Origin of the sequence: Pseudoalteromonas sp. DY56-GL22 (assembly GCF_041414715.1) — a bacterium.
Taxonomy (GTDB): Bacteria; Pseudomonadota; Gammaproteobacteria; order Enterobacterales; family Alteromonadaceae; genus Pseudoalteromonas; species Pseudoalteromonas simplex.
Map to the genome: position 1 here is coordinate 26,857 of NZ_JANHZR010000001.1, position 26,545 is coordinate 53,401.

Annotated in this window: 25 protein-coding genes and 1 pseudogene; 19 read left to right on the top strand and 7 right to left on the bottom strand. The window is 42.0% G+C overall.

Annotated elements, in window-relative coordinates; translation table 11 throughout:
* Positions 1-102 precede the first annotated feature (102 nt).
* Positions 103-2,268 carry a M3 family metallopeptidase gene (locus NO991_RS00090; RefSeq protein WP_371351497.1) on the bottom strand — a complete coding sequence of 722 codons (2,166 nt, stop codon included), beginning with the start codon at positions 2,266-2,268 and terminating at the stop codon, positions 103-105.
* Between the two features lie 432 nt (positions 2,269-2,700).
* Between NO991_RS00090 and NO991_RS00095 the strand changes: the two genes are divergently transcribed.
* The 15 genes and pseudogenes from NO991_RS00095 (at position 2,701) to NO991_RS00165 (ending at position 16,735) form a co-directional block, all read left to right on the top strand.
* Positions 2,701-4,032, top strand: a complete 1,332-nt coding sequence (locus NO991_RS00095; protein WP_300360071.1) for a dihydroorotase — start codon at positions 2,701-2,703, stop codon at positions 4,030-4,032.
* A gap of 11 nt (positions 4,033-4,043) precedes the next feature.
* Positions 4,044-4,928 (top strand): GTP cyclohydrolase FolE2, encoded by an 885-nt coding sequence (gene folE2, locus NO991_RS00100; protein ID WP_300360073.1) that lies wholly within the window; start codon positions 4,044-4,046, stop codon positions 4,926-4,928.
* Positions 4,929-5,073: 145 nt separating this feature from the next.
* Positions 5,074-7,233 carry a S46 family peptidase gene (locus NO991_RS00105; RefSeq protein ID WP_300360075.1) on the top strand — a complete coding sequence of 720 codons (2,160 nt, stop codon included), beginning with the start codon at positions 5,074-5,076 and terminating at the stop codon, positions 7,231-7,233.
* Positions 7,234-7,419: 186 nt separating this feature from the next.
* Positions 7,420-8,061 (top strand): thermostable hemolysin, encoded by a 642-nt coding sequence (locus tag NO991_RS00110; protein ID WP_138600138.1) that lies wholly within the window; start codon positions 7,420-7,422, stop codon positions 8,059-8,061.
* Positions 8,058-9,515, top strand: a pseudogene (locus tag NO991_RS00115) (AMP-binding protein); the annotation flags it as partial. The gene NO991_RS00110 and the pseudogene NO991_RS00115, both read left to right, overlap by 4 nt.
* 12 nt (positions 9,516-9,527) lie before the next feature.
* On the top strand, positions 9,528-10,217 hold the full coding sequence (locus NO991_RS00120) for an iron-containing redox enzyme family protein (RefSeq protein ID WP_300418629.1): 690 nt from the start codon (positions 9,528-9,530) through the stop codon (positions 10,215-10,217).
* The gene (locus tag NO991_RS00125; RefSeq protein WP_054563176.1) at positions 10,214-10,990 is read left to right on the top strand and encodes an SDR family oxidoreductase; all 777 of its coding nucleotides are present in this window, start codon (positions 10,214-10,216) and stop codon (positions 10,988-10,990) included. Before NO991_RS00120 ends, NO991_RS00125 begins: the two co-directional genes overlap by 4 nt.
* Positions 10,991-11,010: 20 nt before the next feature.
* Complete coding sequence (locus NO991_RS00130) at positions 11,011-11,658, top strand: tetratricopeptide repeat protein (RefSeq protein WP_063703906.1); 648 nt, start codon at positions 11,011-11,013, stop codon at positions 11,656-11,658.
* A 3-nt stretch (positions 11,659-11,661) separates the two neighbouring features.
* Positions 11,662-12,321, top strand: a complete 660-nt coding sequence (locus tag NO991_RS00135; protein ID WP_138600140.1) for a response regulator transcription factor — start codon at positions 11,662-11,664, stop codon at positions 12,319-12,321.
* Positions 12,321-13,631 carry an ATP-binding protein gene (locus NO991_RS00140; RefSeq protein WP_300360080.1) on the top strand — a complete coding sequence of 437 codons (1,311 nt, stop codon included), beginning with the start codon at positions 12,321-12,323 and terminating at the stop codon, positions 13,629-13,631. Before NO991_RS00135 ends, NO991_RS00140 begins: the two co-directional genes overlap by 1 nt.
* Before the next feature lie 19 nt (positions 13,632-13,650).
* On the top strand, positions 13,651-13,971 hold the full coding sequence (locus tag NO991_RS00145) for a cupredoxin domain-containing protein (protein WP_171041562.1): 321 nt from the start codon (positions 13,651-13,653) through the stop codon (positions 13,969-13,971).
* A complete protein-coding gene (locus NO991_RS00150; RefSeq protein ID WP_249362658.1) occupies positions 13,955-14,704 on the top strand; it encodes an iron transporter in 750 nt (249 codons plus the stop codon). The genes NO991_RS00145 and NO991_RS00150 overlap by 17 nt, the downstream gene beginning before the upstream one ends.
* Entirely contained in the window at positions 14,692-15,396 is a 705-nt protein-coding gene (locus NO991_RS00155) for a hypothetical protein (protein WP_300360083.1), read from the top strand. The genes NO991_RS00150 and NO991_RS00155 overlap by 13 nt, the downstream gene beginning before the upstream one ends.
* Before the next feature lie 253 nt (positions 15,397-15,649).
* A complete protein-coding gene (locus tag NO991_RS00160) occupies positions 15,650-15,859 on the top strand; it encodes a cold-shock protein (RefSeq protein WP_119852743.1) in 210 nt (69 codons plus the stop codon).
* Between the two features lie 168 nt (positions 15,860-16,027).
* On the top strand, positions 16,028-16,735 hold the full coding sequence (locus NO991_RS00165; RefSeq protein ID WP_082389280.1) for an ABC transporter substrate-binding protein: 708 nt from the start codon (positions 16,028-16,030) through the stop codon (positions 16,733-16,735).
* A gap of 121 nt (positions 16,736-16,856) precedes the next feature.
* Here NO991_RS00165 and NO991_RS00170 read toward each other — a convergent pair whose 3' ends face one another.
* From NO991_RS00170 to udk, 3 genes are all read right to left on the bottom strand, one after another.
* A complete protein-coding gene (locus NO991_RS00170) occupies positions 16,857-17,585 on the bottom strand; it encodes an ABC transporter substrate-binding protein (RefSeq protein ID WP_300360087.1) in 729 nt (242 codons plus the stop codon).
* Between the two features lie 157 nt (positions 17,586-17,742).
* A complete protein-coding gene (locus tag NO991_RS00175; protein ID WP_054553401.1) occupies positions 17,743-18,966 on the bottom strand; it encodes a NupC/NupG family nucleoside CNT transporter in 1,224 nt (407 codons plus the stop codon).
* A gap of 18 nt (positions 18,967-18,984) precedes the next feature.
* The gene (udk, locus tag NO991_RS00180; protein ID WP_138618998.1) at positions 18,985-19,614 is read right to left on the bottom strand and encodes a uridine kinase; all 630 of its coding nucleotides are present in this window, start codon (positions 19,612-19,614) and stop codon (positions 18,985-18,987) included.
* A gap of 191 nt (positions 19,615-19,805) precedes the next feature.
* Between udk and NO991_RS00185 the strand changes: the two genes are divergently transcribed.
* The 4 genes from NO991_RS00185 to NO991_RS00200 all read left to right on the top strand — a co-directional run bounded on the left by NO991_RS00185 (position 19,806) and on the right by NO991_RS00200 (position 23,445).
* A complete protein-coding gene (locus tag NO991_RS00185; protein WP_300360089.1) occupies positions 19,806-21,035 on the top strand; it encodes a phosphopentomutase in 1,230 nt (409 codons plus the stop codon).
* A complete protein-coding gene (deoD, locus tag NO991_RS00190; protein WP_036972525.1) occupies positions 21,035-21,736 on the top strand; it encodes a purine-nucleoside phosphorylase in 702 nt (233 codons plus the stop codon). The genes NO991_RS00185 and deoD overlap by 1 nt, the downstream gene beginning before the upstream one ends.
* A 189-nt stretch (positions 21,737-21,925) precedes the next feature.
* Positions 21,926-22,666 carry a ferredoxin--NADP reductase gene (locus NO991_RS00195; RefSeq protein ID WP_054553403.1) on the top strand — a complete coding sequence of 247 codons (741 nt, stop codon included), beginning with the start codon at positions 21,926-21,928 and terminating at the stop codon, positions 22,664-22,666.
* Between the two features lie 71 nt (positions 22,667-22,737).
* Positions 22,738-23,445, top strand: coding sequence for a nuclear transport factor 2 family protein (locus NO991_RS00200; RefSeq protein ID WP_054553404.1), 708 nt, complete (start codon positions 22,738-22,740; stop codon positions 23,443-23,445).
* 198 nt (positions 23,446-23,643) lie between these two features.
* Here NO991_RS00200 and NO991_RS00205 read toward each other — a convergent pair whose 3' ends face one another.
* The 3 genes from NO991_RS00205 to NO991_RS00215 form a co-directional block, all read right to left on the bottom strand.
* Positions 23,644-24,840 (bottom strand): type II toxin-antitoxin system HipA family toxin, encoded by a 1,197-nt coding sequence (locus NO991_RS00205; RefSeq protein ID WP_371351701.1) that lies wholly within the window; start codon positions 24,838-24,840, stop codon positions 23,644-23,646.
* A complete protein-coding gene (locus tag NO991_RS00210) occupies positions 24,830-25,150 on the bottom strand; it encodes a helix-turn-helix transcriptional regulator (protein ID WP_371351498.1) in 321 nt (106 codons plus the stop codon). The genes NO991_RS00205 and NO991_RS00210 overlap by 11 nt, the downstream gene beginning before the upstream one ends.
* Before the next feature lie 471 nt (positions 25,151-25,621).
* On the bottom strand, positions 25,622-26,512 hold the full coding sequence (locus NO991_RS00215) for a tetratricopeptide repeat protein (protein ID WP_054553406.1): 891 nt from the start codon (positions 26,510-26,512) through the stop codon (positions 25,622-25,624).
* Positions 26,513-26,545 lie beyond the last annotated feature (33 nt).

The following is a 26,545-nucleotide window of genomic DNA, read 5'->3' on the forward strand; positions in this document are numbered from 1 at the left end:
CTGCGCTCTACCCAACCTACGTGGAGAGTCAACAGGTTGAATGCTGTGGGGTTATAAACACTCGATAACCCCACGATTCAGCTTACCGTTTAAGGCTTTTAGTTATTGAACGGTTGCTTTTAGGCCACGGCGTTTTAATAGCGCTGAGGTGTCTGGCTCTTGACCGCGGAATGCTTTGTACGATTCCATTAGGTCACGTGAGTTACCGACTTCTAAAATTTCTTTACGGTATTTATCACCGATTTCACGTTTTAGACCGCCTTGCTCTTGAACAAAGGCAAAGGCGTCTGCTGCTAAGATTTCACTCCACATATAAGCATAGTAACCCGCTGAATAACCGCCGCCCATTGAGTGTGAGAAGAAGGCTGACTTATAACGAGGTGGTACAAATGCTACATCAACACCATGTTTTGCAAGCGCTTGTTGCTCAAACTTTTCAATGTCTTGTAAAGGAGCATCAGCTGAGAGTGAATGCCATTCCATATCAAGTAGTGCAGCCGCAACGTATTCTAGGGTATCAAAACCTTGGTTGAAGCTACGTGATTGAATTACTTTTTTCAGTAGCTCATCAGGAATTGGCTCGCCAGTTTTATGGTGTTTCGCATAGTTAGCGATAACTTCAGGATACATTGCCCAATCTTCTTCAAATGTCGATGGGAATTCAACGAAGTCACGTGATACTGAGGTGCCAGATAGAGTAGGATACTTCACGTTTGAGAACATGCCGTGTAAGCCATGGCCTAGCTCGTGGAAGATCGTTGTTGCTTCATCATAACTGATAAGCGTAGGTTCGCCATTCGCGCCTTTTTGAATGTTCATTACGTTTACGACAACTGGCTTTTGTTCTTTAAGGCCTGATTGTTTAACGAAAGAAGTCATCCAAGCACCACCACGTTTACCTTCACGCGCGAAGTAGTCAGCAAAGAAAATGGCTAAGCTTTTACCATTTTCATCAAATAACTCATAGGCTTTTACATCCGGGTGATAAGCCGGAATATCGTTACGTGGTTTAAAGGTGATACCGTATAAACGGTTCATGGTGAAGAATACGCCGTCTTCTAAAACACGGTTGAACTCGAAATATTCTTTCACTGCATTTTCGTCAAGGTTATATTTATCTTTACGCACTTGCTCTGCGTAGAATAACCAATCCCATGGCTGTAATTTGAACTGCTCACCTGACTCATCAATCTTAGCTTGAATTGCAGCTGCTTCTGCGTTGACGTTCTGCATTAATGCAGGGATCATGCTCGCAAACATATCAAATACAGCTTGTGGTTTTTTCGCCATTTGCGACTCTAAACCAAAATCAGCCCAGCTGTCGTAACCTAATAGTTTCGCTTTTTGAGCACGTAAGTGAGCAAGTTCTGCCACGATATCACGGTTACTATTTTCGCCCGATAATGCACGCTCAGCTGATGCACGCCATACTTTTTCACGTAAATCGCGGTTTTTCAGTGTTGCCAGAATAGGCTGACGCGTGGTGTTTGTGATCTTAATTAGGTATTTGCCAGGGTGGCCAGCTTCTGCAGCGGCATTGGCAAGCTGCTCAATTTGACCTGCTGGTAAGCCCTCAAGCTCTGCTTTGTCATCCACTAAAACAACATTTGTTTTAGTCAGCGCTAATAAGTTTTGTGAGAACTGAGTTGTTAAGCTCGAGTGCTTTGTATTGATATCACGAATTTGTTGTTTTTGCTCTGCACTTAATTTTGCACCAGCACGCACAAAACGTTTGTAGTAAACGTCTAATAAACGCTTTTCTTCAGCAGTTAAGGCAAGGCTGTCAGCTTCGCTGTGAATAGCCGCTACTTTCTCAAAAAGTGCTTTATTTAAGAAAATGTTGTCGCTATGAGCCGCTAGTTTTGGCGCTAACTCTTTTTGTAATTCACGACGTGCCGGGTTTGAATCCGTACCCGCTAAGTTATAAAAAATACTGCGTGTGCGTGTTAATAGCTCACCACTTTTCTCAAGCGCAACAATCGTATTGGCAAAATCAGGCTTTGCTGGATTGTTGATAATAGCTTGCACTTCAGCCATTTGCTCAGACATGCCTTTATTAAATGCCGGCATGAAATGTTCATCTTTAATCGCACTGAAATCAGGCGTTTCGTATTGTAATACGCTTTTCACAAACAGTGGGTTAGCTTGCTCATTTGCAGCAACAGGCGCTGATTGCTCTGATTTAGGCGTTGATGTTGTTGTTTGCGGTTCTGAACAGGCTGTAAGTAACAGCGCAGAACTGATCGCGGTTGCGATTAGGTGTTTCATAGTTTTTCTCTTGTCATTTTTAAAATTAAATTGTGTCGATATAACCTTGCACATACGTTTTATAAGCTCTTGATTTGCATAGCGGTTAAAACGAATTACAAAAAGTGCTACAAAAAAGCACTTATGTGAGGCAGGTATCACCATGTGATCAATGAGCCCAGCATACTGTGTCTTACTACAATTGACCTCATACGTTGCGATAAGGTGATTATTGGCTGCGATAAGTCGTTAAAATTCTCTAAGATCGGAAAGCCACTTATTACTTTGCAGCTTAAATAGCCTGATCCAACTAATCTTTTTGACTCATAACAGTGTCCAAATAAAAATCTTATGGTATGTTATACTGTAACAATTTAATCTGCAATCAATCTTGCCATGGAGTGCATTTTTTTACGATAAGTTGCAAATGTTGCTGAATAAGCAAGGAGTCATATGGCTATCATAATCAAACACGCCTGTGTTGTTAATGAAGGACAGCGCGAATTAAACGATGTACGAATTGTTGGTAATCGAATCGCTGAAATTGCCAAAGATATCAGTGCCAAGGCCAATGATGAGGTAATTGATGCAAGCGGTCTGTTGCTATTACCAGGCATGATCGACGATCAAGTACATTTTAGAGAGCCAGGTTTAACCCACAAAGGTACGATCGCCAGTGAATCTGCCGCGGCAGTGGTAGGTGGCATTACAAGCTTTATGGAAATGCCTAATGTCTCACCTTCGACTACCACGGCAAAAGCACTTGCTGATAAATACGCGATAGCAGCGCAAACGAGCGCTGCGAATTATGCGTTTTACTTTGGCGCGACCCCAGACAACCTCGATGAAATTAAAGCTCTTGATGCTAAAAATGTATGCGGCGTTAAAGTGTTTATGGGGGCATCAACAGGCGATTTACTAGTTGAACATCCTCATGCCCTTGAAGCCATTTTTCGGGAAAGCCCAGTACTCATTGCAACCCATTGCGAGCAAGGGGTGGTTATTCAACAAAACCAGCGCCGAATAGAAAAACGCTATGGTGAGTTACGAATAGAACATCATCCATTAATTCGTGATGAGTTAGCGTGTTACGCATCATCATCGTACGCCGTATCGCTGGCAAAACGATATGGCTCGCAGCTGCATGTTTTACACCTTACAACAGCAAAAGAGCTAGAGCTATTTAGTAACGCACCTATAGAGCAAAAACACATAACCGCCGAAGCTTGTGTGCATCATTTGTGGTTTAACCAAGATGATTACACACACTATGGTAATCAAATTAAATGTAACCCTGCCATAAAATCAGAGCAAAATCGCCAAGCGCTACTCGCAGCAGTACGCGATGGTCGCATTGATATTATTGCCACCGATCATGCCCCTCATACTTGGCAAGAAAAGCAGCAACAATACAGCGCTGCACCAGCAGGACTCCCGCTCGTCGAGCATGCATTACTATCGTTACTTGAGCAGGTAAAACGTGGTGCGTTGAGCCTAGAGCAAGTCGTTGAAAAAACAGCGCATAACGTGGCAAAGCGATTTGCTATCGAAGATCGAGGGTTTATCAGAGAAGGTTACTTTGCAGATTTAGTCCTGGTTGACCCAATCGCAGAAAAGCACGTTGAGCACACAAACACACATTACTTATGCCAATGGACCCCTTTCAATGGCACTACTTTTTCACACCGAATAACACATACCTTTGTAAATGGTGAGTGTGTCTTTGATGGACAGCACGTATACCCGCACAAGCAGGCCGCTATGGCCTTAACATTCAATCGTTAAAAGAAGTTGATATGCAATTACCCGATATTACCTCGCACTCTAATGTAGATTTTCAGTCGCCTTTAAAATGGGTTGGCATGGAAAAAATAGCATTGCCTTTGAAACTTGCACAACCTCATGTTGATGTGCACCTGAATGCCAAAGCCGATATTTTTGTTAGCCTTGATAGTGATGCTAAAGGCATTCATATGTCGCGTCTTTATTTATTACTTAATCAGCTATTGGCTAATCAAAGCTTATCGACTAAGCGTATTAACGAGTTTATGGAAGCCGTTTTAGCATCACAAAAAGGCTTAAGTAAAGGCGCAAAACTGGTGCTGCATTTTGATTTACCGCTGCTAAAACCAGCACTCCTTAGCGACAATGCCGGATACAATGCTTACCCTGTTGTTTTAACGATAACTAAGAAGCAGTCGATGACTATCAACTTAAAAGCTGATGTAGCCTACAGCAGTACCTGCCCGTGTTCAGCGGCATTATCGAGGCAGCTTTTGAGCGAAGCCGTCGATAAACAATTTAGTGATGAGCATATAGATAAAGCCTCTTTACTCAGTTGGCTTGCAAGTGCACAGGGCTCTATTGCAACCCCTCATAGCCAGCGATCTTATGCTTATATTGATGTCACTTTTAGTAGTGAGAAGCTACCTGATATTGGCGGCTTTATCACAGTATGTGAGCAAGCCATAGGCACCCCTGTACAAACGGCCGTGAAGCGTGAAGATGAACAAGCATTTGCTGCCCTTAACGCAAAAAACTTACTGTTTTGCGAAGATGCAGCGAGGCGATTAAAACAGTGTTTCGAAACCATGCCGAGTATTGCTGATTACCAGTTTAAGGTTGAACACCAAGAAAGCTTACATGGCCACAATGCCGTGGTTCATGAATCTAAACATTAAGCTGATGAGTCTAAGTGTTAGGCTCATGAACCTAAAATGGTTTACAAATTTTGACATTAGCGGTCGCAAATTATTGCTATTCATCTTCACAATGATAATGATATGACCGCTAAAAATGATAAACATAATAATATAAAGGACGACTATGCGTTTTAAATTTATTGCTGCTGCAGTGGGTCTCGCTGTAGCAAATGTTGCTGTTGCCGACGAAGGCATGTGGCAACCTCACCAGCTACCAGAGCTTGAATCAGTGTTAAAAGCGAAAGGCTTGAGCATTGATGTAGAGTCAATTTCTAAATTAACAGAGTTTCCGATGAACGCGGTAATTAGCCTTGGTGGCTGTACTGCTTCGTTTGTTTCACCGAAAGGCTTAGTCGTAACTAACCATCACTGTGCCTATGGTTCGATTCAATATAACTCGACCACCGAAAACAACATTTTAGAAAATGGCTTTTTAGCAAAAACAACGGGCGAAGAAGTGCCTGCAGCGCCGGGTTCTCGTGTTTATGTAACCGAGGAAGTGGTTGAAGTAACTGATAAAGTAAACCAAGGTACTGAAAAGCTAACGGGTAAAGCACGTTTTGATGCTATTCAAGCAAATGAAAAAGCACTTGTTGGTGAGTGTGAGCAAGACCAAAGCTACCGCTGTAATGTGTATACTTTCCACGGTGGTCTTGAGTATTACCTGATCAAATCGCTAGAAATCAAAGATGTGCGTTTAACATATGCACCCGCTATGGGCGTCGGTAAATACGGCGGCGATATCGACAACTGGATGTGGCCGCGTCACACAGGTGATTTCTCGTTCTATCGCGCGTATGTTGGCAAAGATGGCAAGCCTGCTGAATATTCAGAAGACAACGTGCCGTACCAAAGTGATGCGTTTTTAAAAGTAAGCGCTAAAGGCGTTCAAGAAGGCGATTTTGTGATGGTGACGGGTTACCCAGGCAGCACAAACCGTTACCGTATTTCGCCTGAAGTTGACTATGTGTTTAACACGGCCTACCCATTAGCGCGTAAGTATAATTCGAAATATGTCTCGTTAATCGAAGAAAATGCACCAGAGGGTTCAGAGGCACGTATCGCTTACGAAAGCACGATTGCGGGTTATAACAACTACATTAAAAACTACGGTTCAATGATTGAGAGCTTTAATAAAGGGTCAATGTATAGCCGTAAGCAACAATTCGAAAAAGATCTCACCGCGTGGATCAATGAAGATAGTAAGCGCAAAGCTAAATACGGACAGGTACTTGCTGATTTATCTGCGCTAGTTGCACAGTCGCAAGAGCATAACCAGCGTGACCGTATGTTAGGTTACGTACACCGCTCACAAATGATTTCAACTGCTCGACGTTTATACCGTTTAGCTTACGAAAAACAAAAGCCAGATGCTGAGCGCGAAAGCGGTTATCAAGAGCGTGATATGCCACGTATCGAGTCTCGTTTAAAAAGCATGAGCCGTCGTTATGATGAAGCCGTAGATAAAGCTATTTTACTGTACTTTATTGAGCAATATGCTGCATTACCTAAAGACGAGCGAGTTGCAGAGGTTGATAAAGCACTGGGTCTAACAAACGGTTTTGATAAACAAAAACAGCAAGCCATGCTTGATGATATGTATGCTAAATCGGTTCTTGCAGATGAAAGCAAACGTTTATGGATGGCAGATCTTGACCTTGCTCAGTTAAAACAAAGTAGCGATCCATTCATTCAATATGCGCATGCAATCTTTGCGGTCACAAAAGATATTGAAGATGCGAAAAAAGAACTGGCTGGTAAACAGCAAGCTGCTCGCCCTGCATTAATGGAAGCAATCATCGCTTATAACAAGGCACTTAATAAGCCAGTTTATGCTGATGCTAATAGCACCTTACGTGTAACTTACGGTACGGTAGGCGGCTATTCACCGCAAGATGGCTTAGTGGCAACCCCCTTTACATCGTTAGAAGGCCTGCTTGCTAAAAACACCGGCGTTGAACCATTCAACTCGCCAGAGAAACAAAATGAGTTAATTAAGCAAAAGCTTTATGGCGATTACACAGGCGGTATGAATACTGTTCCGGTTAACTTTTTATCTAATGTAGATACCACAGGTGGTAACTCTGGCTCACCGACATTAAACGGTAATGCTGAGCTAGTTGGTTTGTTATTTGATGGTGTTTACGAAAGTATTATTGGTGATTGGGATTACGATGAAAATTTAAATCGCTCAATTCACGTTGATTCACGATACATGTTGTGGGTGATGGATAAAGTTGATAATGCTCAAAACCTACTTAAAGAGATGACTATCGTTAAGTAATCTAAGTTTAAGGTTAATTTTAGCATTAAAATGCCAGTCTAGCAGACTGGCATTTTTGTTTTTAATGAAAATAAAATCATTTAATTTCATAAGGTTGAAAAATAATTATAAAAATTTATTTTTCTTAAGTTTTATTTAAGTTTCGCTCGATAAATTTTACACATAACCTAAGTGGAGCGAACAATTATGCTTTCAGTTCAACAATCACATCAAACTCAAGTTCAAGAGCCGGCTTTTGTTTGCTCTCGTGAAGGAGGTCAATTCCGTGACCGCCTTGAGAGTAATATCAAGCAAGGTTTTGCTGCAGCTTATGATGCGAAAATTTCGCAGTTCATGCCGCTACTGTGTGAGCTTAATGTTGATGATGAAGTATGTACGTTAGGTCTTCGCTCTGCATCACAACCTTTGTTTATTGAACAATACCTCCCTGCGTCTATTGAGCACTTTGTCGGTGCCAAGCGTGAGCACATTTTTGAGCTAGGTAATTTATGCTCAACGCATCGAAAAGCCACCTTGGCACATTTTGTTTTAATGAACGAAGCACTCTATCAAGCAGGGGCAAAATATTTAGTGTTTTGTGCAACCCGTAAAGTGAGAGCGCTATTAAAAATGCTGGGTGTAAATTGCAAAGAAATCGGTGTTGCAAATGCGCAAGCACTTCAAGATCCAGCAAGCTGGGGTAGCTATTACGACAATCAACCAACCATTTGTGTGGTTGACCTAAACGAAGCTCATCAGCGTGTTTTAAATACCCCCGTTTTATTCAATATCAAACAGCAGTGTTTACAGTCATCGCTTGAGCTTGCTGTATTTTTGGAGGCGTTATGAGTTGGTTAACACAGTTACCACATAAAGATAGCGATACCTTAATGGTTTGCCACAAAAGCGATGGTGTGCGCTCACTAACTAAACAAGAATTTACTGAGCAAGTAACTCGTTTACTACCTACTTTGGCAGAATTTGATGCCCAAGGTGTGGCTTATCAATTAGATAACACACCTGCTTGGTGTGTATTAGAAGCTGCGCTTAGCGAGCTTAAAAGAGTGGCCATTCCGCTACCAACGTTTTTTACGGCTCAGCAAGTAGCGTTTGGTTTGCAAAATAGCGGAGCAGGGCTATTTGTATGTGACCGTGCTTACGAAGGTGAGCATGCTAAATTAGTGGCGTTAGTAGATGTATGTAAGCATTACCCTTTATATGTTTACCAATTGAGTAATACACAGCCTGTGCCATATTTTTCAAACACGCAAAAGATTACCTTTACGTCTGGCTCAACAGGCACACCGAAAGGCGTGTGTTTATCGCTTGAGAGTCAATTGCAGGTGGCAACATCACTTTATCAAAGCATTGATTTAGAAAAGCCAAACCATTTGTGTTTACTGCCGCTACCGGTTTTGCTTGAGAATTTAGCCGGTGTTTATGCGCCGCTATTAGCTGGTGGCACGGTTAATTTAGTGCCTTTAGCTGAACTTGGTTTTTCTGGTGCACAGTTACTTGAGCCACACAAATTAGTAGCCGCAATTGAGCGCACTGAGCCAAATACCCTTATTTTAGTGCCTGAACTACTGACTTGCTTAGTGGCTTTCGCAAAGCAAGGTTGGCAAGCACCTAAAAGCTTAAAGTTTATTGCAGTAGGTGGTGCTGTTGTAAGCCAAGCGCTTATTAAGCAAGCCCGTGAGTTCGGTTTACCGGTTTATCAAGGCTATGGTTTGTCTGAATCGTCATCGGTAGTGAGCTTAAACACTCGCGATGATGATGACATCGGCACCGCTGGGCGAGTACTTAAGCACATTCAATACAAAATTGAAAATGGCCAGCTTTATATCAAGGGTTCATTGTTTTTGGGGTACTTAGGTCAAGCCGGGCAAAATGCTGACGATTGGTATGCAACCGGCGATCTCGTTACTGAGCAAGCAGGTCGCTTTATTATACAAGGCCGCTTGAAAAATCAGCTGATCACCAGCTTTGGGCGCAATATCAGCGCCGAATGGCCAGAGTCGTTATTACTTAGCCACAGCCAGGTACAACAAGCGGTGGTGATTGGCGAAGGCCAGGCATTTTTAGCTGCGCTTATCTATGCAAACCAAGCGATGAATGACACTGAACTTGCTGCCCATATTACGGCACAAAACGCGCAACTACCCGAATACGCACAAATCAGAAAATGGCATCGAATGGCAGAGCCTATGAGCCACACGCAAGGTTTATTAACCAGCAATAGTCGCCCAAAACGCGATGTTATCAATCAATTTTTTGCTGCAGAGATCTCTGCACTTTATCAAGAGGCGACGAGCATGAGTCAATTTTTCAATACATTACAAGCCGAAACACAAACAGAGCGTGACTACCTTTTAGCTGCGCCGATTATTGGCCGCGTTTTTAAAGGTGAAGTAAGCCTAAGTGAATATGCATCGTTCTTAACGCAAGCTTATCACCATGTTAAGCACACAGTACCACTGTTGATGGCAGTCGGTGCAAAGCTGAGCGATAAACAAGAGTGGCTGCGCGAAGCTGTTGCAGAATACATCGAAGAAGAGTTAGGCCACCAAGAATGGGTGCTAAACGATATTGCAGCCTGTGGTTTTGATAAAGAGCAAGTGCGTCATTCTCGTCCACAGTTTTCGACCGAATTAATGGTATCGTATGCCTATGATGCAATTAATCGCGGAAACCCATTAGCATTCTTTGGCATGGTTCATGTGCTTGAAGGCACTTCGATTGCATTAGCCGATAATGCAGCAGGGCAAATTCGTGAGGCTGTAGGCTTACCTAAAAAGGCGTTTACCTACCTTACTTCGCACGGTGCACTGGATATTGAGCATGTGAAGTTTTTCGAAAACCTCATGAACAAAATTGATAACGAGGACGACCAGCAAGCCATCATTCACGCCGCAAAATGTTTTTATAAATTGTACGGCAATATTTTCCGTGACCTCGATTCAGAACTTTTCTTTAGCGAGGCTGACTTGGAGCAAAGCGCATGAGTAGCCCAGTATGTGTGCTAACCGGTGCAACAGGGGGGATTGGCCGTGCTATTGCCCTTCGCCTTGCAAAAGAAGGTTGGCGTTTATTACTTGTTGGTCGAAATGTGAAGCAACTTGCTGCACTGCAATTGGAATGTGGCAATGATGCTGAGTATTTTCAGGCTGACCTAAGTAACAGTGAATCTCGCGATGACCTTGCTAAGTTTGCTCAGCAAATTGGCGGGGCAACGTTACTAATCAATAACGCAGGCGTTAATGTAATGCAGGGGTTTAGTGAAATTAGCGAGCAGCAAATTGATCACCTGTTAAATATTAATCTGCATGTGCCTATTAAATTATGTCAGCTGTTTTTACCACAAGTGACCCGCAATAAAGGCACGATTGTCAATATTGGTTCGTCGTTTGGCAGCATTGGTTATCCATATCAAACCTTGTACTGCGCTAGCAAGTTTGGCCTAAGAGGAATGACCGAAGCCCTTGCCAGAGAGCTCAGCCACAGCGATGTCAAAGTATTGTATTTAGCGCCTCGTGCCACCGATACCGCGATTAATTCGCCGCAAGTACGCGCGATGAACAAAGAGCTGGGTAACACCATGGATCCGCCAGAAAAAGTGGCTGATGCATTAATAGATTTAATTAAATCAAAAAAACGTCGTCGTTTTATTGGTTTTCCAGAAACATTATTTGCCCGTATTAACGGTGCATTTCCATCACTCGTTGATAACGCAATAGCAAAACAACTTCCTAAAATTAAAAGTTTTTTTGCCAACTAAATTGATTAAGGTGAATGATTATGACTAAACTAAATTTTAAAGCCCTAATGATGTTAGGTGTTATCATGGCTGCGCCTGCAAAAGCCGACTTTAATAGCGATTTAAGTTCGGTGCAAAAACAGTGGGCAGTGGTTAATTACGAATTAGTTGAAGATGCGCAGTTAGATGCATTCGAAAAATTAGCGAGCGAAACCGCAGAGTTTACAAAAGCGAACGACCAGCAAGCAGCCAGCCATATTTGGTACGGTATTGTGCTATCGAGCTATGCGGGGGCGAAAGGAGGTTTAGGCGCGCTAGGTCTTGCAAAAGATGCGAAAGCACAATTTGAAAAAGCGCTAAGCCTAGATCCAAAAGCGCTTGATGGCTCAGCATACACGAGCCTTGCAACCTTATACGGTAAAGTACCTGGTTGGCCAATTGGGTTTGGTGATGACGATGAAGCGAAAAAGTTGTTTAAGCAAGCGCTTGAATTAAACCCGCGTGGTATCGATAGCAACTATTTATATGCGTCATTCCTATATGACGAGCGCAAGTATAAATCAGCTAGAGAGTTTTTATTGGTTGCACAGCAAGCGCCAGCACGCCCTGATAGACCAAAAGCAGATCTTTACCGCCAACAAGAAATTACTAAGCTATTGGCTAAGGTAGAGAAAAAAATAAAGAGATAAACTATGCATTTATTGCTCGTTGAAGACGACCACTTAGTGGCAGAAGGCCTGTGTCGTTCTTTACGTCAACAAGGATACAGTGTTGAACATAGTTCGACCGTTAAGTCAGCGATGCAATGGCTGAAAAATGATGAAATTGAGCTGGTAGTCCTTGATTTAGGACTACCAGACGGTGATGGCATCGACATTTTAAAACACATCAAAAAGCATCGTAAAAACCTGCCCGTGGTGATTTTAACGGCTCGGGGCAGTATTGATGATAAAGTCATGGGGCTTGATTTAGGTGCTGATGATTACCTAGCAAAGCCTTTTGATCCCGCAGAATTATTTGCACGTCTTCGGGTTGCCAGCAGGCGTGTGACCCAAGCTCAGACCAGCACTTTAAAAGTCGGTGATGTTGAAATGGACACCGCCGCTTTTACCGTGAGCTTTCAAGGTGAGCCAGTAAACTTGCCGCGCAAAGAGTTTATGCTCCTTAAAGCCTTGCTAGAAAACCAAGGTCGCGTGCAATCAAAACAGCAGTTAGAAAGTAAACTGTACGAATGGGGCGAAGAGGTGGGGTCTAATACCATCGAAGTACACATTCATCACTTGCGTAAAAAATTCCCAAAAGAGTTTATTAAAACCTTGCGCGGCATTGGTTATGTGGTGGGTAAACGCTAGTGTCAATTCGTAAAAGGCTGACTCTACTTATATTGTCTATGGTGATCTTAACCTGCTTTTTGGCATTTACTAAAGGTTACCGTGAAAGTATGAATCAGGCTGAAGCACTGCTCGATAACGAGCTGGTAACGCTGGCACATGTGTTAATCGAGCAGCCACTCAGTAAAGAAACTCCAGCTTATACGAGTGATCTACCGCAGTTATTATTTCAAGTTTGGGTTGATGACAGCTTGGCCTCAAGCTCAAAATCATTGCAGCATAACTCTAGCAATCAAAGTCAGTGGCAAAGCGGGTTTAGTGTTGAGAACTTGGCCGGGCAACGCGTCAAAGTGTATCGCTTAAGCGAAGGTAATAAGCGCGTGCTTATTGCTGAGCCTTTGAGTAAACGTGTGGCGCTAACCGAAACCGTGATTCTATCGGCCATGACGCCGCTGTTGTGGAGTGTGCCTATCCTTGCTCTCCTTATTAGTGTGTTTGTAAAACAAGGGCTTGCGCCACTAACTCGGTTATCAAATCAACTTAAACATCGTCAAGCAAATGACTTTACTGCAATCCCTTGGCAAACCCCAGAGCAAGAAATAAAACCCGTAATAAGCCGCTTAAACGATCTATTCAAACGGGTTGAAAGTGCCTATTTACGAGAGCGCTTTTTTGCCTCAGATGCGGCCCACGAACTGCGTACCCCGCTCAGTAGTTTAAAAATCAATGTGCATAATTTAGTGGCTCAAGGTGTTGAGAGTGTTGAGCTTGATGCGATGGAAAAAGGTGTTGATAAACTGAGCAATATCGTTGAGCAAATGCTGATTTTGGGGCGTACTTATCCAGAGCAATGGCAAGCGCAATTTAGCCCCGTGTCGGTGTTAGAAATTAGCCAACAAGTTGTTGCACAACTTTATGATCGTATTGACGAAAAAGAGCATACCATAAGCATTGATGGCGATGATTTTATCATTGCCGGTGACGAATTCACCTTAGTTACTTTGTTTGGCAATTTACTGAGTAACGCCATAAAATATACCCCAGCTATGGGAGAAATTTGTATTACGCTGAAAACCGAAAATAATCGTTTTATTTGGCAAATAGATGACTCGGGTCCAGGTATTGATGAAGCTCAAAAACAGCGCATTTTTAACCGCTTTTACCGTGTGGGTGGTGATAAACATCCATCAGGTGAACAAGGAGCCGGGCTTGGTATGGCCATTGTTGAACACATAGTCTCGATTTATAATGCTGATATTGCTTTAGCAGATAGTCACCTTGGTGGCTTGCGAGTGAGTGTCTCTTTTATGCAAGGAGATGTCAGTGAATAAATGGATTTTAGCGCTTTCTATGCTGCTACTATGTATGTCGTCTTGGCTTGCCTATGCCAAAGAGTACAAGCTGATTTTAAAAGATCATTTGTTTTACCCCGCTGAAATAACAGTACCTGCCAATAAAAAGCTGCGATTAGTTATCGAAAACCAAGATGATACCCCAGAAGAGTTCGATAGCTTTGACTTAAACCGTGAAAAAGTGCTCTACCCAGGTCGTAAGAGTGTCATTTATATCGGACCGCTCAGCCCTGGACGTTATGATTTTTTTGGAGAATTTTCGCCTAATACAGCCAGAGGAACTGTCGTGGCTACGGAGGTGAATGATGCTGATAACTAGTTTATTAATGAGCATTAATCAGCTTTTACCTGTGGTTATTTTAGCTGTGCTTTTGAGTTTGATCGTGCCTTTAAGTCAGCGCCAGCTGAGTATTTATGCCGTTATTGGTACCCTGATGAGCTTAGTATTTGTACAAGCCGCTGCTTGGCTGAGTCAGTTATTTGATCACCGAGGCTTAGAGTTCATACAAATGCTGCTGTGTATAATGATTTTTGTCGCTGCACTAATGAGTTGTCAGCATCGAAAAATGGCGGCTGCACTGGCCTTGATTGCAACCATGACCTTGTATTTAAGCCATTACATGATCTATTTGGTCAGCTTTTGGCACAGTAAAGATACCGCTGAGCCATTGATACTCGGTACATGTTTAGGTGTGGGCATTTGTATTAGTTTTGGTGTGTTATTGTTCTTTTTACTGGAAAGTATCGTCAGACGTGCAGGTGTGCAGCCTTTAGTCGTGCTGCTTGCCTTTAATGCAACAGCAAAGTTATTGATATTTCTAGATTTAGCAAGTCAGGTCGACTTACTAGACGTGACCTCAAATTATTTAGATTGGCGTGGATTTTTAGTTGAAAACTCAGAGCTTGGGCGCGTATTAAAAGCCTTAGTGGGCTACGAAGCCACGCCGAGTAAAACTGCGCTCTGGGTGTATGTTATTGCTGCTGTAGTATTTATTGCCTTAGCGCGCGTTTTAAAAATTAAAAAGACAGAGGAGCCAGTATGCGGTTCTTAATAATTAGCTTAAGTTGCTTGTTTTTAGCAAGTGTCAGCCAAGTCGCGCAGGCAGATGGCATGGTGGTTGATAAAGTATATCACCCTTATGTGATGCCGTTTGAACGTGAGGTCGAGTGGCGTTTAGTGTCTCGGCAAACCGATAACGGTAATGTCCTTGCACAGCGTGCAGGCTTTGGTGGCGCAATTAACGACACCATGAGTCTTGAGGGCTACTTAGTTGGCGAACGAGATGATAACGGTGATTTTGGCTTATCTTCGTATGAGCTTGAGTTACGTTGGCAGCTGGTTGAGCAAGGCCGTTTATGGGCCGATTGGGGAGCGTTATTTGAGCTTGAAAAGCAGCATAATATCGATGCATACGAAGCAACAACTGGGTTTTTATGGGAAAAAGAGTTTGGCCGTACAAGCCTGACTATGAACGCATTTTTAGTGTATGAATGGGGCGCTGATATTGCAAACGAGTGGGAAAGCGAGTTTCGCTTACAATACCGTTATCGCTATCGTTCAGCCTTTCAACCATCGATAGAAATCTATGCGGGAGAGGACTTTTTTGGGGTTGGTCCAGGCTTTATTGGGCTACACAGATTTAGCCCTAAACGCCAGTTAAAATGGGAAGCGGGTTTTATTAGTGAACTTAGTCAATCGGGCAAAGATCACAGCTTTCGTTTAGCACTTGAGTTTGAGTTTTAAGGACTGTTTTAGTTACTTTAAAGTAGCTTAAGTGCCCTGTTTATATAGCCTAAGCAAACGATAGTATTTGACATATTCTGGCAACTCTATATAGTGAGCGGTAGCTAAAAAGCGTGTAATTAATAAATCTTTATTTCGTTGTTGTATAAGTAATACTTGTAGTACCGTCCTGAAGTTTTTAAGTTCCATCTGATTTTTTGCTACACCCGCCCACTACGGGCAATATTTAATTTTTTATATCAGGAATATGACTATGTCTAACGTTGTTTCAGGTACAGTTAAGTGGTTTAACGAATCTAAAGGTTTTGGTTTCATCGAGCAAGAAAATGGTCCAGACGTTTTCGCTCACTTCAGCGCTATCCAATCTGAAGGTTTCAAAACTTTAGCTGAAGGCCAACGTGTAGAGTTCACTCTATCACAAGGTCAAAAAGGCCCTCAAGCGGACAACATCAAGCCGCTATAATTTTACTGAAAAGTAAAATAGAGAAGAAGCAAGCTACGGCTTGCTTTTTTTATGTCTAAAAATTGACTGGACTAGTTAATATTTCTATATTTAATGCAGCTGTGTCATTAGAGTGTATTAATTATTTTAAAATATTTGTTGTTAGCGTGCCTAAGCTTTGCACCTGTAGTGTTTGCAAAAGAAAGTGTCACCATTTACACCGAGCATTTCCCGCCATATAACTTCTCAAATAAAGGGCATTTAGAGGGTATTAACTTAAAGTTTGTTAAGGCCATGTGCATCGATGCCAAAATTAAGTGCAATTTTGAGCTCTTACCTTGGTCAAGAGCATTCCACTTGGCGCAACAACAGCCCTTGTCAGGGTTAGTCTCTACAGCCCGAATTACGCAAAGAGAAAAGCTGTTTAACTGGGTAGGGCCGTTGGCCTCATCGCGAAATTTCTTTTATAGATTAAAATCAAATGAGCGTATTAATCCACTTGATCTACCCCAGGTAAAAGAACATAGCCTATGTGTTGTGCGTAATAGTATCTATGAGCAATTTGTAGAAACAATTGGTTTTAGTGATGGTAAAAATTTGCTGAAAGTGAGTCATAGTTATGAGTGTCTTAATTTATTTTTCAAAAATAAAATCGAGCTAATTATTGGTTCAGATCTATCATTTGATTATCAGCTAACTCAATACGGGCACCCTGGACGAGAAGTCGTTAAGCTAGTTGAGCTTCCTCTTAACGATACATTAGGGAATTATTTAGCATTAAATAAAAACATACCCATCGATGTAGTTGAACGTTTGCAATCAAGTTACGAAAAGCTAATTGCTCAGGGTAAGTTAGACTTTTTTATTGAGCAATATAGTAATACCAATACAAAATAATTTTTATTAGTCATCGTTAGCCGTTGAAGCTATCGGTAGCTGAGTACTACTATCATGGTGCAGTGTAAAAGGCACTGGGGGTTGTTCAGAGTAGCAAATAACGAATTTTTCTTGCTCTTACTTAAGGCCTATTTGTTCGCATGACCTGACTATATAGCGTTGATGCCTGAATCTCAGCAAACGCATTTTTTAATGCATTGATATGGTGTGGGTTAGTATTTTTGTTTGCAGCTAGGAACCCTTTCATCGCTAAAAAATCAATTGCAAAGGCAAAGTGTAAGCGCGATTCATCAAGGCCTAATTCATTAGCCATCGCGGCGATATAGTTTTTATCGTCAATGATTAAATCAACCTTCCCCGACATCAACAACTGATATGACTTATTGATGTCTGAAGTATACACAACAGTGTAACCGCGCTCAGTTAAGCGTTGTGCTGCTAAGTCATGACGCTGAACTGCTATCTTGTATTGTTTGGCTTGCTCATTGGAGGTGATGTTTATATCGCGGCGTTCGCTTAATTTGACAAAGCCCATTTCATAGGTGGCTACTTCACCAATCCAATAGAAATGATGTTCACGCTCTGGAGTTTTAGCCATGCTGTAAATGAAAGTATTCGGCTTTTTTAGTGCCATATTATAAGCACGGGCCCAAGGGTAGAGCTCTATATTGGCATTTAAGCTTGCTTTGGCAAAAATAGCTCTTACTAATTCAGTGCTTTTACCGGCAACTTGGTTATTGATCAAGGTTTGATTGGGCGGTGATAGTTCGGTAACAACGGTTAGGGTCGGCTTGCAAAAGGCTGGCCAACTTAAGAAAAAGGTTAGTATATAAATTCTAAAATAGTTCATTTATGCACTTAAAAGGATTTAGTAAATAAATCTTAGCACATAAAACGATAAAAGGGCCTTGCGGCCCTTGGTGAAGTATCGTTCAAGTCAGATAGACCTTTAACCCCTTAAAGTCCTATCCTATTGTTTTGCAACTACGGCTCATCTCATTAAGTTTCTAAGCTAGCGAGAGGAAAAAACCTGCAATTGCTGCACTCATGAGGTTAGCCATAGATCCTGCTAACACTGCTCTGAGCCCTAAGCGTGCGATATCCTTTCGCCGACTAGGCGCCATACCGCCTAATCCACCTAGTAAAATTGCTATCGATGATAAGTTAGCAAACCCACATAACGCGAATGTGACAATCGCTTGTGTGTGCGCACTTAACGTATCGCGATAATTAATAAAGTCGAGGTAAGCAACAAATTCGTTAACTACAACCTTCTGACCTATAAAACTGCCTGCGATTACTGCTTCGTCCCAAGGTACACCTAATAACCATGCAACCGGAGCGAATACGTAACCTAAAATTTCTTGTAGCGTTAATGTTGGATGATCAAACCAACCACCAATACCGCCTAATAACCCATTTAGAAGTGCAATAAGTGCTACGAAAGCAAGTAACATCGCACCTACGTTCAGTGCTAGTTGCATACCGTTTGCGGCACCTGATGCGGCAGCATCAATTACGTTTACCGGTTTTTCTTCTTGTACGTCTAAATCAGCTAAATCTTCTTTTGGTGTTTCGGTCTCTGGCACAATCATTTTTGCCATTAAGAAACCACCTGGTGCCGCCATAAAGCTGGCTGCAATTAAGTATTTAAGCTCTACACCAATTGTTACGTAACCTGCCATAACAGAACCTGCTACGGTAGCAAGGCCACCTACCATTACCGCAAATAGCTCTGACTTAGTCATGCTGGCGATAAATGGCTTAACAATCAATGGTGCTTCTGTTTGGCCAACGAAAATATTGGCGGTTGCAGAAAGCGATTCAGGGCGCGAGGTTTTCAATAGCTTTTGTAAGCCACCGCCTAGAATCTTGATTATCCAATCCATCACCCCGATGTGATACAACACAGCAACGAGTGCTGAGAAGAACACGATAACGGGCAATACTTGTATCGCAAAAATAAACCCTAAGGTATCTTGCGATGCCAGTGAGCCAAATAAGAAGCTAATCCCGTCATTGGCATAACCAATAACTGATGAGACTCCTCGTGACATACTTGCCAGTACGTTTTTGCCCACTTCGAAGAACAAGACAAAGCCACCAATTAACACTTGAAGTAAAAAGGCGATGCCTACAGTTCTTAAATTAATTGCTTTACGGTTCGTTGAAGCCGCAAAAGCAATGCCTAGTAGCACAACAATGCCAACTAAGCTCATAAATGTTGTCATACTGACTGTTTCCCGTTGTTATTGTTGCAGTAAATATTTTATTTTACTTTTAATTATATCAATGGCAACGCGATTCATACCGCCGCGTGTGACTACGAGATCAGCTTTGTGCTTAGATGGCTCAATAAACTGATAAAACATAGGTCGCACTGTCGCTTGATATTGATCAACAACGGACTGTAATGTTCTGCCACGCTGCTCCATATCTCGTTGCATACGGCGCATAAGGCAGATATCTAACGGTGTATCAATGAACACCTTAATATCAAATTCTTTTCGAAGTGCCGGATCACTCAGTAGCAAAATACCTTCAACGATAAGTACTTTTGCAGGTGCCACTCGACGCGTTTCATCGCTTCGGGTATGCATTGCATAGTCATAAGTTGGTACGTCTACTGATTCTCCAGCGCGCAATTGAAGTAAGTGCTCATGCAAAAGCTCATGCTCGAAAGCATCAGGGTGGTCGTAATTGGTTTGCGTTCGATGGTCAAACGGCAAATGCGACTGGTCTTTGTAATAAGCATCTTCTTCGATCACTGCGATCGCGCCCGGTTCAAGCTCATTGACTAATTCGTTATAAATTGTCTTGCTAAAAAGAGACTTGCCCGACGCAGATGCGCCAGCAATAGCTATAATTGTTCGTGTCACTAAAGTTCTCGCCCACACAGAAGGAAACATTGTTAGGTAGATCACAATAGCAAAAAAGACACGATTAATCTCTTTTGCTTCGCTTAGAGATGCAAATTTATAATGTTTCCGTTTTATGAAACAGGACTTATGTCCTGTACCAAAAATTCAAAGAGCATATAAAGTATTCACATATTGATAACGAGGTACCCATGGCAAGAGCACTCATCTTAATGGCAGATAGCCTAGGAATTGGCGCAGCACCTGACGCAGAAAAGTTTGGTGACGTAGGTGCAAATACCTTCGCTCATTTACTTAAAGCCTATGCAGAAGAAACTGGTGAGCACTTATCGCTTCCTAATCTTACCCGTTTAGGTTTAGCTGATGCATGCGAAGCCGCAGGTAAAGAACCTTGTTTAGTCAGTGACCGCCAAGCACCTATTGGCGCATGGGGTTACGCTAAAGAGTTATCAAGTGGTAAAGACACGCCTTCAGGACACTGGGAAATGGCCGGTGTACCTGTGTTATTTGATTGGGGTTATTTCCCAAACACACAGCCGTGTTTTCCACAAGAATTTGTTGATGAGCTAATTGCTCGCGCAGAGATTCCTGGCATTTTAGGTAACTGTTATGCCTCAGGAACGACCATTTTAGAAAAGCTAGGTGAAGAGCATATGCAAACCGGTATGCCGATTTGCTACACCTCAGTTGATAGCGTGTTTCAAATAGCCGCGCACGAAGAATCATTTGGACTGGAGAAACTTTATCAGGTTTGCGAAATCGCACGGGCGCTGCTTGATGAAATGAACATAGGAAGAGTGATTGCGCGGCCATTTTTGGGTTCGAGCCGTGACGATTTTGCCCGTACAGGCAATCGTCGTGACTATTCGGTGTTACCTCCGTCGCCAACCTTGCTTGATAAATTATTGCAAGACGGCGGTGAAGTGATCAGTATTGGTAAAATTGCCGATATCTATGCGCACCAAGGCATCACCCAAAAACACAAAGCGCCAGGGTTAATGAACTTGCTTGAGAAAACCTCAGAAGTAATCGCAAGCGCACCTGACCATAGTTTGATTTTTACAAACTTAGTTGATTTTGATGAAAAGTACGGTCATCGCCGTAATGCAGTTGGCTATGCTAAAGCATTAAAAGAGTTTGATGATTACCTACCGACCATTTTAAATCAGCTAAATAGTGATGATGTGTTAATTATCACGGCCGATCACGGATGTGATCCAACAGCAGCAGGCACTGACCATACACGTGAATACGTGCCAGTACTTGCATACCAACCGGGAATGACAAACACCCCGCTTGGAGAACGAGCTAGTTTTGCAGACATAGGTCAAACCCTTGCCCAGTGGTTTAATCTTCCTGCACTTGAATACGGTGATAGCTTTAACGACAAGCTATTAGCGAACAAAAAAGGAAACCAATAATGAGTACTCCTCATATCAGCGCCAATGTAGGCGAATTTGCAGAAACTGTATTAATGCCGGGTGATCCGCTTCGCGCTCAATACATTGCTGAAAACTTTTTAGATGACGCAAAACAAGTAACAGGCGTTCGTAATATGTATGGTTTTACCGGTACCTACAAAGGTAAGCCAGTGAGTATTATGGGTTCTGGGATGGGTATTCCATCAATGTCAATTTATGCCCGTGAATTGATCGTTAGTTACGGCGTTAAAAATCTAATTCGTATTGGTACCTGTGGTGGTATTGGTAGCGATATCAAAATCCGTGACGTTATCTTTGCACAAGGTGCAAGCACAGATTCAAACGTAAACCGTGCACGTGTACGTGGTTACGACTTTGCCGCAATTGCTGATTTTGGTTTATTACTCAACGGCGTAAACGCAGCAAAAGAATTAGGCATTGAAGCGAAAGTAGGTAATGTATTTACAACAGATACTTTCTACCAAGCAGATAACACATTCTATCAAGAATTAGACAAGCTAGGCGTACTTGCTGTTGATATGGAAACAGCTGGCATGTACGGCGTAGCTGCTGAATACGGCGCAAAAGCGATGGCACTATTTACTGTAAGTGACCACGTAATCACTGGTGAAGCAACACCAAGTGAAGAGCGTCAAAGCACTTTTAACGAAATGGTTAAAATTGCTTTAGAATCAATTTAAATAAGTTCCTTGGTAACGTATTCACTGAAATTTGGAAACACGCCCAAAGTGAAGTGAGACTAACCTCAAAGCCGCATTTATGCGGCTTTTTTTATGACTATGTATTTATGCTCGCAACTGCCCCTTAAAACTTGAAAATTCAAGCAATTGTTGCCACTTTTAATAGAGGACCAACAATTAAGGATGTGTATGTCTAATTGGGTTGAAGCTAAAGTTAAAGATGTTAAATGGTGGACCGACTCACTATTTAGCTTAATTGTTAATGCCGATGTTGAACCATTTGTAGCAGGGCAGTTTACAAAGCTTGCTATGCAAGTGGGTGATAAACGGGTAGCACGTGCATATTCCTATGTTAATGCGCCGAATAACCCCGACCTCGAATTTTATCTGATTAATGTTAAAGACGGTCAACTTTCTCAACAACTTGCGCAATTAAAGCCGGGTGACTCAGTGACTATAGAGCGCCGCGCGACAGGCTTTTTTACCCTTGATGAAGTGCCAAGCAGTGAGCAGCTTTATATGTTGAGTACAGGTACTGCGCTTGGGCCTTTTATTTCAATTTTAGAGCAGGGCGAAGTGTGGCAAAAGTTTGAGCATGTTCACTTAGTGCATGGAGTTCGTTTTAATGAGGACTTAAGTTATCAAGCGCGCATTAAAGCACTACAGCAGCAGTACCCAAATCTTTACTATTCGCCTGTAGTCAGCCGAGAGTCAGCCACAATAGGTTTTAATGGCCGGATCACTGACGTAATAAAAGACCGTCGCTTATTTGATGTAGTAGAGCTTCCTGTTAAACCTGACTCGACACAGTTCATGATTTGCGGTAATCCAGAAATGGTAAAAGATACCACGGCCATTTTGTTAGAGCTTGGTTTTAGCCGCAACAGGCGTCGTGAGCCTGGGCAGATCACCGTTGAGCAATATTGGTAAAAAACTATGCCAAACTGTGAGAATTTGCTACCTTAACGCCTTAAATCAGGCATGATGTATTTAGGAAAAGTATGAAACCGTTATTTTTGGCAATTAGTTTATTATTCTCTTGGCAGTCATTTGCTAGTGAAGAAACCACTGAACAAGCCGAGCCTCAAACTAGCCATGAACAAAAAGCCGAAAAGAAAGACGTACCTAGTCTAGAGTTTATTGAAGAAAAGCCAGTAACAGAGCAAAAAGTAATTTCTGAATCTAAGAAAGAGGTCGCAGAAGTTGATGATAGCAAAGTACTCGGTACTCAAACGCCTACACCTGCCGAGCAACCAAAAACAGTTGAAGAAAAGCAGCAAGCAGTTGATGAGGCTGAAAAGGCCGTAAAGCAAGCAAAAGAGGCGCTAACAGCCAAGCAACAAGAAAAAGCGCGTCAGTCACGAGAATCAATCGCTGTAATTGAGCAATTAATAGCAGCATATAATGCTCGTAATATTGATGCATTTATTAAAATGTATGATGAAAACGTCGAGTTTTACACATTCCCAAATGAGTTAATGTTCACAGGGAAAGAAAAGCTTATAGCTCGTTATGGCATCATGTTTAAAAAGCTTAAATGTATAAAATCGTCTCCAATTAAACGAATTGTGCATGGAAATATTGTGATTGACCATGAGCTATCAGAGACTTGTTCACAAGACCCTAAGGTGGTTGATAAGCGAGCTGAATTTGTCACTAGTTATAAAATAGAAAATGGTAAAATAACCAAAGTGTTATTCTTCCGCTAGAAAAAGAGCAGCCCAGCTGCTCTTTTTTTATGGGTGAAAGTTAGTGGGTTCAAGCTAGCAAGGGTAAAGGTACGAGTGACGAGATGCGAGATATGAGGTAGCAGCGATTTTACATCGCGTCCTAGAACCTAAATCCCAGCGCCTATGACGCGGGATAAACCTGCTGCTACATGTAGGCGTGAAACTTGTTTCGCGCTATTAATCTTCATTAATTTCAGGAATTACACCTTTTAAACGGGTGATATCTTCATCACTAACGTCTGCAAAATGTTTAAAGTGAGTCGGCCAATCTTTGCAATATTCTTCAATCTCTTTAATGATGTTTTTTGCTGCTGAATTTGCTAACCCAAATCGCTTAGCCTGAGATAAAAAATTGCTTTTACTTGCATAACGGCCATCATCACCAAAGCCAAGACCATGTTGTTTTGAGTTGTTTATTGGAGTGATGTCATAGGCTGGACTTAATCGCCAATTTTTTTGTGAAAATGAATATAGGAATGCATGATTGCGAGTGTGATCATCTGTATTACCAATATACGCATTGAACACCATTCGCTTAAACAACTCTTCAGCATCACCTGCATTTTGCATTGTTTGATGCCTTATAAATTCAGCTAATTGACCATATGAGTAGTCACTTGAAAGATCACTCATAGCAACTTTGGGTTTTTGCAGTAAGCTATTCGCACTTAAAAAGTGGTGTGTTGGTAACCCATTACTAACATCAAACCGCTCAACAAGTAGCACATCACCGGTATGTGTTTTATGAATAAAGGTAGGAGCCTGTTCCGCCATTTTCATTGCAGCATGTTCAGCTCTGACTAGATTGAATAAATCATCTTGGCGATTGAATTTTGCTAAGTAGAGTTTGTTGTCAATTTGTATAGAAGTTTTTGGTCTAGCTCCCCCCATGCTTTGGCCAAACTCAAATGCTTTCTTAGCTTCATCAGAAATTGTTTTATTCGCCAGCAAGTCATCTTTAGCTTGGTCTAGCAAGGCTAAATCAGACAAGGTGTTTTTGTTAGTTTTATGCTTTGAGGCACTTCGCGAGAGGCTAAAAACAAGCGCTCCTACGCCATATCCAGACCCAGCTAATAAAAATTCTAACTCGTTTTTGGGTTTTGTAGTATGAAGCGAAAGAATTAACTTGCGCCCCCACGAGTCAGCTCCTGCATCACTCAATACGCCAAATACACCTCTGTTTGCGCTGTAACTGAAAATCCCCGATTTTAATGGCAGATGTATTGGATCTAGAGCAAAGGCATCGCTTCGGGCTAAATAGCTCTTACCATAGTTGAACTCACCGCGACCTGATTGATTATCTAATTTAAAGTAACCACAGATAACGGGTTTTTCTTCTAAACCATCTATAAAAACATAGCACTCAGAAGTCATCATTGATTTCCTGTGGTGAATTTCGTTTGCGTTGGCGAGCATTGTATCCACCTACGTCGGCTGCTAATTCATTTATTTCGTCAAGCAGTGCTCCTTGTAAGTTAAGTACAACCAGCGCTTCAAAAAGAATGTCACTTTTCACAACATCACCTTGCTCCAACTTTTGTACAGTTGAACGTGATACCCCAATCATTTTCGCAAATGTACTTTGCGTATAATGAAGTGTTCGGTGCTGGCGTATCAAATCGCCCAGCTTTTGTGCCATTTTTGCAGCCTGTTCAGAACGCATATTGATTACTTTTTTAATCATTAGATACTTAATGATTAGTTTAGCGGTATTTGGTTTTTTTGCAATAGAGGGAGATTAAGTTAGTGGGTTCAAGTTAGCGAGAGTAAAATTAGCGAGTTTCAAGGGGAAAGAGTAAAGTTAGCGAGTTTCGAGGTACGAGGTAGCAGCGATTTTACATCGCGTCCTGGCGCCTAGGACCTAAACTCGCCTATGACGCGGGATAAACCCGCGGCTACATGTAGGCGTGAAACTTGTTTCGCGCGTCTGATCGTCTCTATATGTTGGGTGTCGCTCCGCTCGACTCAACCTACCTGGAAAGTGAATAGGTCGAATGCTGAGAAGAACAATCGACCTTAATAATCCCACATTTCGGCTGATATCTAATATCTGACCTCTAACGGCTAAAAGCCAGCGATTTACATCTCCCTGCGCCTAAAACCTAAATCCCAGCGCCTATGACGCGGGATAAACCTGCTGCTACATGGGGTTCGGCTAAGCCGATTCATTTAACAACGAATTAAAGCTGTCGTTGTCGTGTAGGCTGGCAAACGCGCTTTCGTGTAATAGCTCGTTACGTAGGTTAGGAGAATATTCAAGAGCCATACGAATATCAGCCATTGCATCGGCGTGTTTGTGTAGTAATGCATAGGCACAAGCACGTTGCCAGTATGCGTAGCCGTAGTCGCTATCAATTTCTAATGCTTGATTACAAAGCTCGATAGCCTCACCTGTTTCGTTAATTTCTAACAGAGCATCTGCTTTATAGGCAATGGCTTCTACGTCTTCTGGTTTACGTTTTAAGATCTCGTCAAAAATCTCAATCTTATTCGCAACATCGCTTTCTAAATTGGCACGCATCCATAAAGAATGAACTTCATTGGTGATTGAGATCTTTTGTTGGTTTAATAAGATTTCTTCAGATCGCTCACGTAGTTTTTCTTCGAGTACTTTTAGGCGCTCTTCATATTCTTTTGTAATCGCACTCACGCGTGTATTAACAATATCTTCTACTTTATTTTTCACATCACGTAGGGAATTCCAACCGACTAAGACCAAGATTGAAGCGGTAATGGTAATAATGAAAAACACATTATTAATGGTGTCTGTTGTATAAGTTAATGCACGGTCGGCAGTATCAAGTTGTGTATGAGCAACTTGTTTTGTCACATCTTCGCGTAGTTTTTGTTGGTCTTGGCGCACCGCTTTTAATTCATCAAGAATATAGCGCTCTAACAATGGTTTATACATAGGTTCTTGAAGCTTATCGAGTCCTTGCTGTTGCTCTGCTTCAGTTAATGCTGGGCGGTTTTGTGGCTCATTTTGAGCTGCTACAAATGGGCTAAAGCTCATTAAAAAAGTGATTAAAATTAGGGTATAACGCATAACATATTAATTTTTGGTGATTACTGAGGTAAC

Bases quoted from the DNA above. Each gene is read 5' to 3' on its own strand.
- NO991_RS00090 (WP_371351497.1), bottom strand. From the start codon at position 2,268: ATGAAACACCTAATCGCAACCGCGATCAGTTCTGCGCTGTTACTTACA.
- NO991_RS00095 (WP_300360071.1), top strand. From the start codon at position 2,701: ATGGCTATCATAATCAAACACGCCTGTGTTGTTAATGAAGGACAGCGC.
- folE2 (WP_300360073.1), top strand. From the start codon at position 4,044: ATGCAATTACCCGATATTACCTCGCACTCTAATGTAGATTTTCAGTCG.
- NO991_RS00105 (WP_300360075.1), top strand. From the start codon at position 5,074: ATGCGTTTTAAATTTATTGCTGCTGCAGTGGGTCTCGCTGTAGCAAAT.
- NO991_RS00110 (WP_138600138.1), top strand. From the start codon at position 7,420: ATGCTTTCAGTTCAACAATCACATCAAACTCAAGTTCAAGAGCCGGCT.
- NO991_RS00120 (WP_300418629.1), top strand. From the start codon at position 9,528: ATGAGTCAATTTTTCAATACATTACAAGCCGAAACACAAACAGAGCGT.
- NO991_RS00125 (WP_054563176.1), top strand. From the start codon at position 10,214: ATGAGTAGCCCAGTATGTGTGCTAACCGGTGCAACAGGGGGGATTGGC.
- NO991_RS00130 (WP_063703906.1), top strand. From the start codon at position 11,011: ATGACTAAACTAAATTTTAAAGCCCTAATGATGTTAGGTGTTATCATG.
- NO991_RS00135 (WP_138600140.1), top strand. From the start codon at position 11,662: ATGCATTTATTGCTCGTTGAAGACGACCACTTAGTGGCAGAAGGCCTG.
- NO991_RS00145 (WP_171041562.1), top strand. From the start codon at position 13,651: ATGCTGCTACTATGTATGTCGTCTTGGCTTGCCTATGCCAAAGAGTAC.
- NO991_RS00150 (WP_249362658.1), top strand. From the start codon at position 13,955: ATGATGCTGATAACTAGTTTATTAATGAGCATTAATCAGCTTTTACCT.
- NO991_RS00155 (WP_300360083.1), top strand. From the start codon at position 14,692: ATGCGGTTCTTAATAATTAGCTTAAGTTGCTTGTTTTTAGCAAGTGTC.
- NO991_RS00160 (WP_119852743.1), top strand. From the start codon at position 15,650: ATGTCTAACGTTGTTTCAGGTACAGTTAAGTGGTTTAACGAATCTAAA.
- NO991_RS00170 (WP_300360087.1), bottom strand. From the start codon at position 17,585: ATGAACTATTTTAGAATTTATATACTAACCTTTTTCTTAAGTTGGCCA.
- NO991_RS00175 (WP_054553401.1), bottom strand. From the start codon at position 18,966: ATGACAACATTTATGAGCTTAGTTGGCATTGTTGTGCTACTAGGCATT.
- NO991_RS00185 (WP_300360089.1), top strand. From the start codon at position 19,806: ATGGCAAGAGCACTCATCTTAATGGCAGATAGCCTAGGAATTGGCGCA.
- deoD (WP_036972525.1), top strand. From the start codon at position 21,035: ATGAGTACTCCTCATATCAGCGCCAATGTAGGCGAATTTGCAGAAACT.
- NO991_RS00195 (WP_054553403.1), top strand. From the start codon at position 21,926: ATGTCTAATTGGGTTGAAGCTAAAGTTAAAGATGTTAAATGGTGGACC.
- NO991_RS00200 (WP_054553404.1), top strand. From the start codon at position 22,738: ATGAAACCGTTATTTTTGGCAATTAGTTTATTATTCTCTTGGCAGTCA.
- NO991_RS00205 (WP_371351701.1), bottom strand. From the start codon at position 24,840: ATGACTTCTGAGTGCTATGTTTTTATAGATGGTTTAGAAGAAAAACCC.
- NO991_RS00210 (WP_371351498.1), bottom strand. From the start codon at position 25,150: ATGATTAAAAAAGTAATCAATATGCGTTCTGAACAGGCTGCAAAAATG.
- NO991_RS00215 (WP_054553406.1), bottom strand. From the start codon at position 26,512: ATGCGTTATACCCTAATTTTAATCACTTTTTTAATGAGCTTTAGCCCA.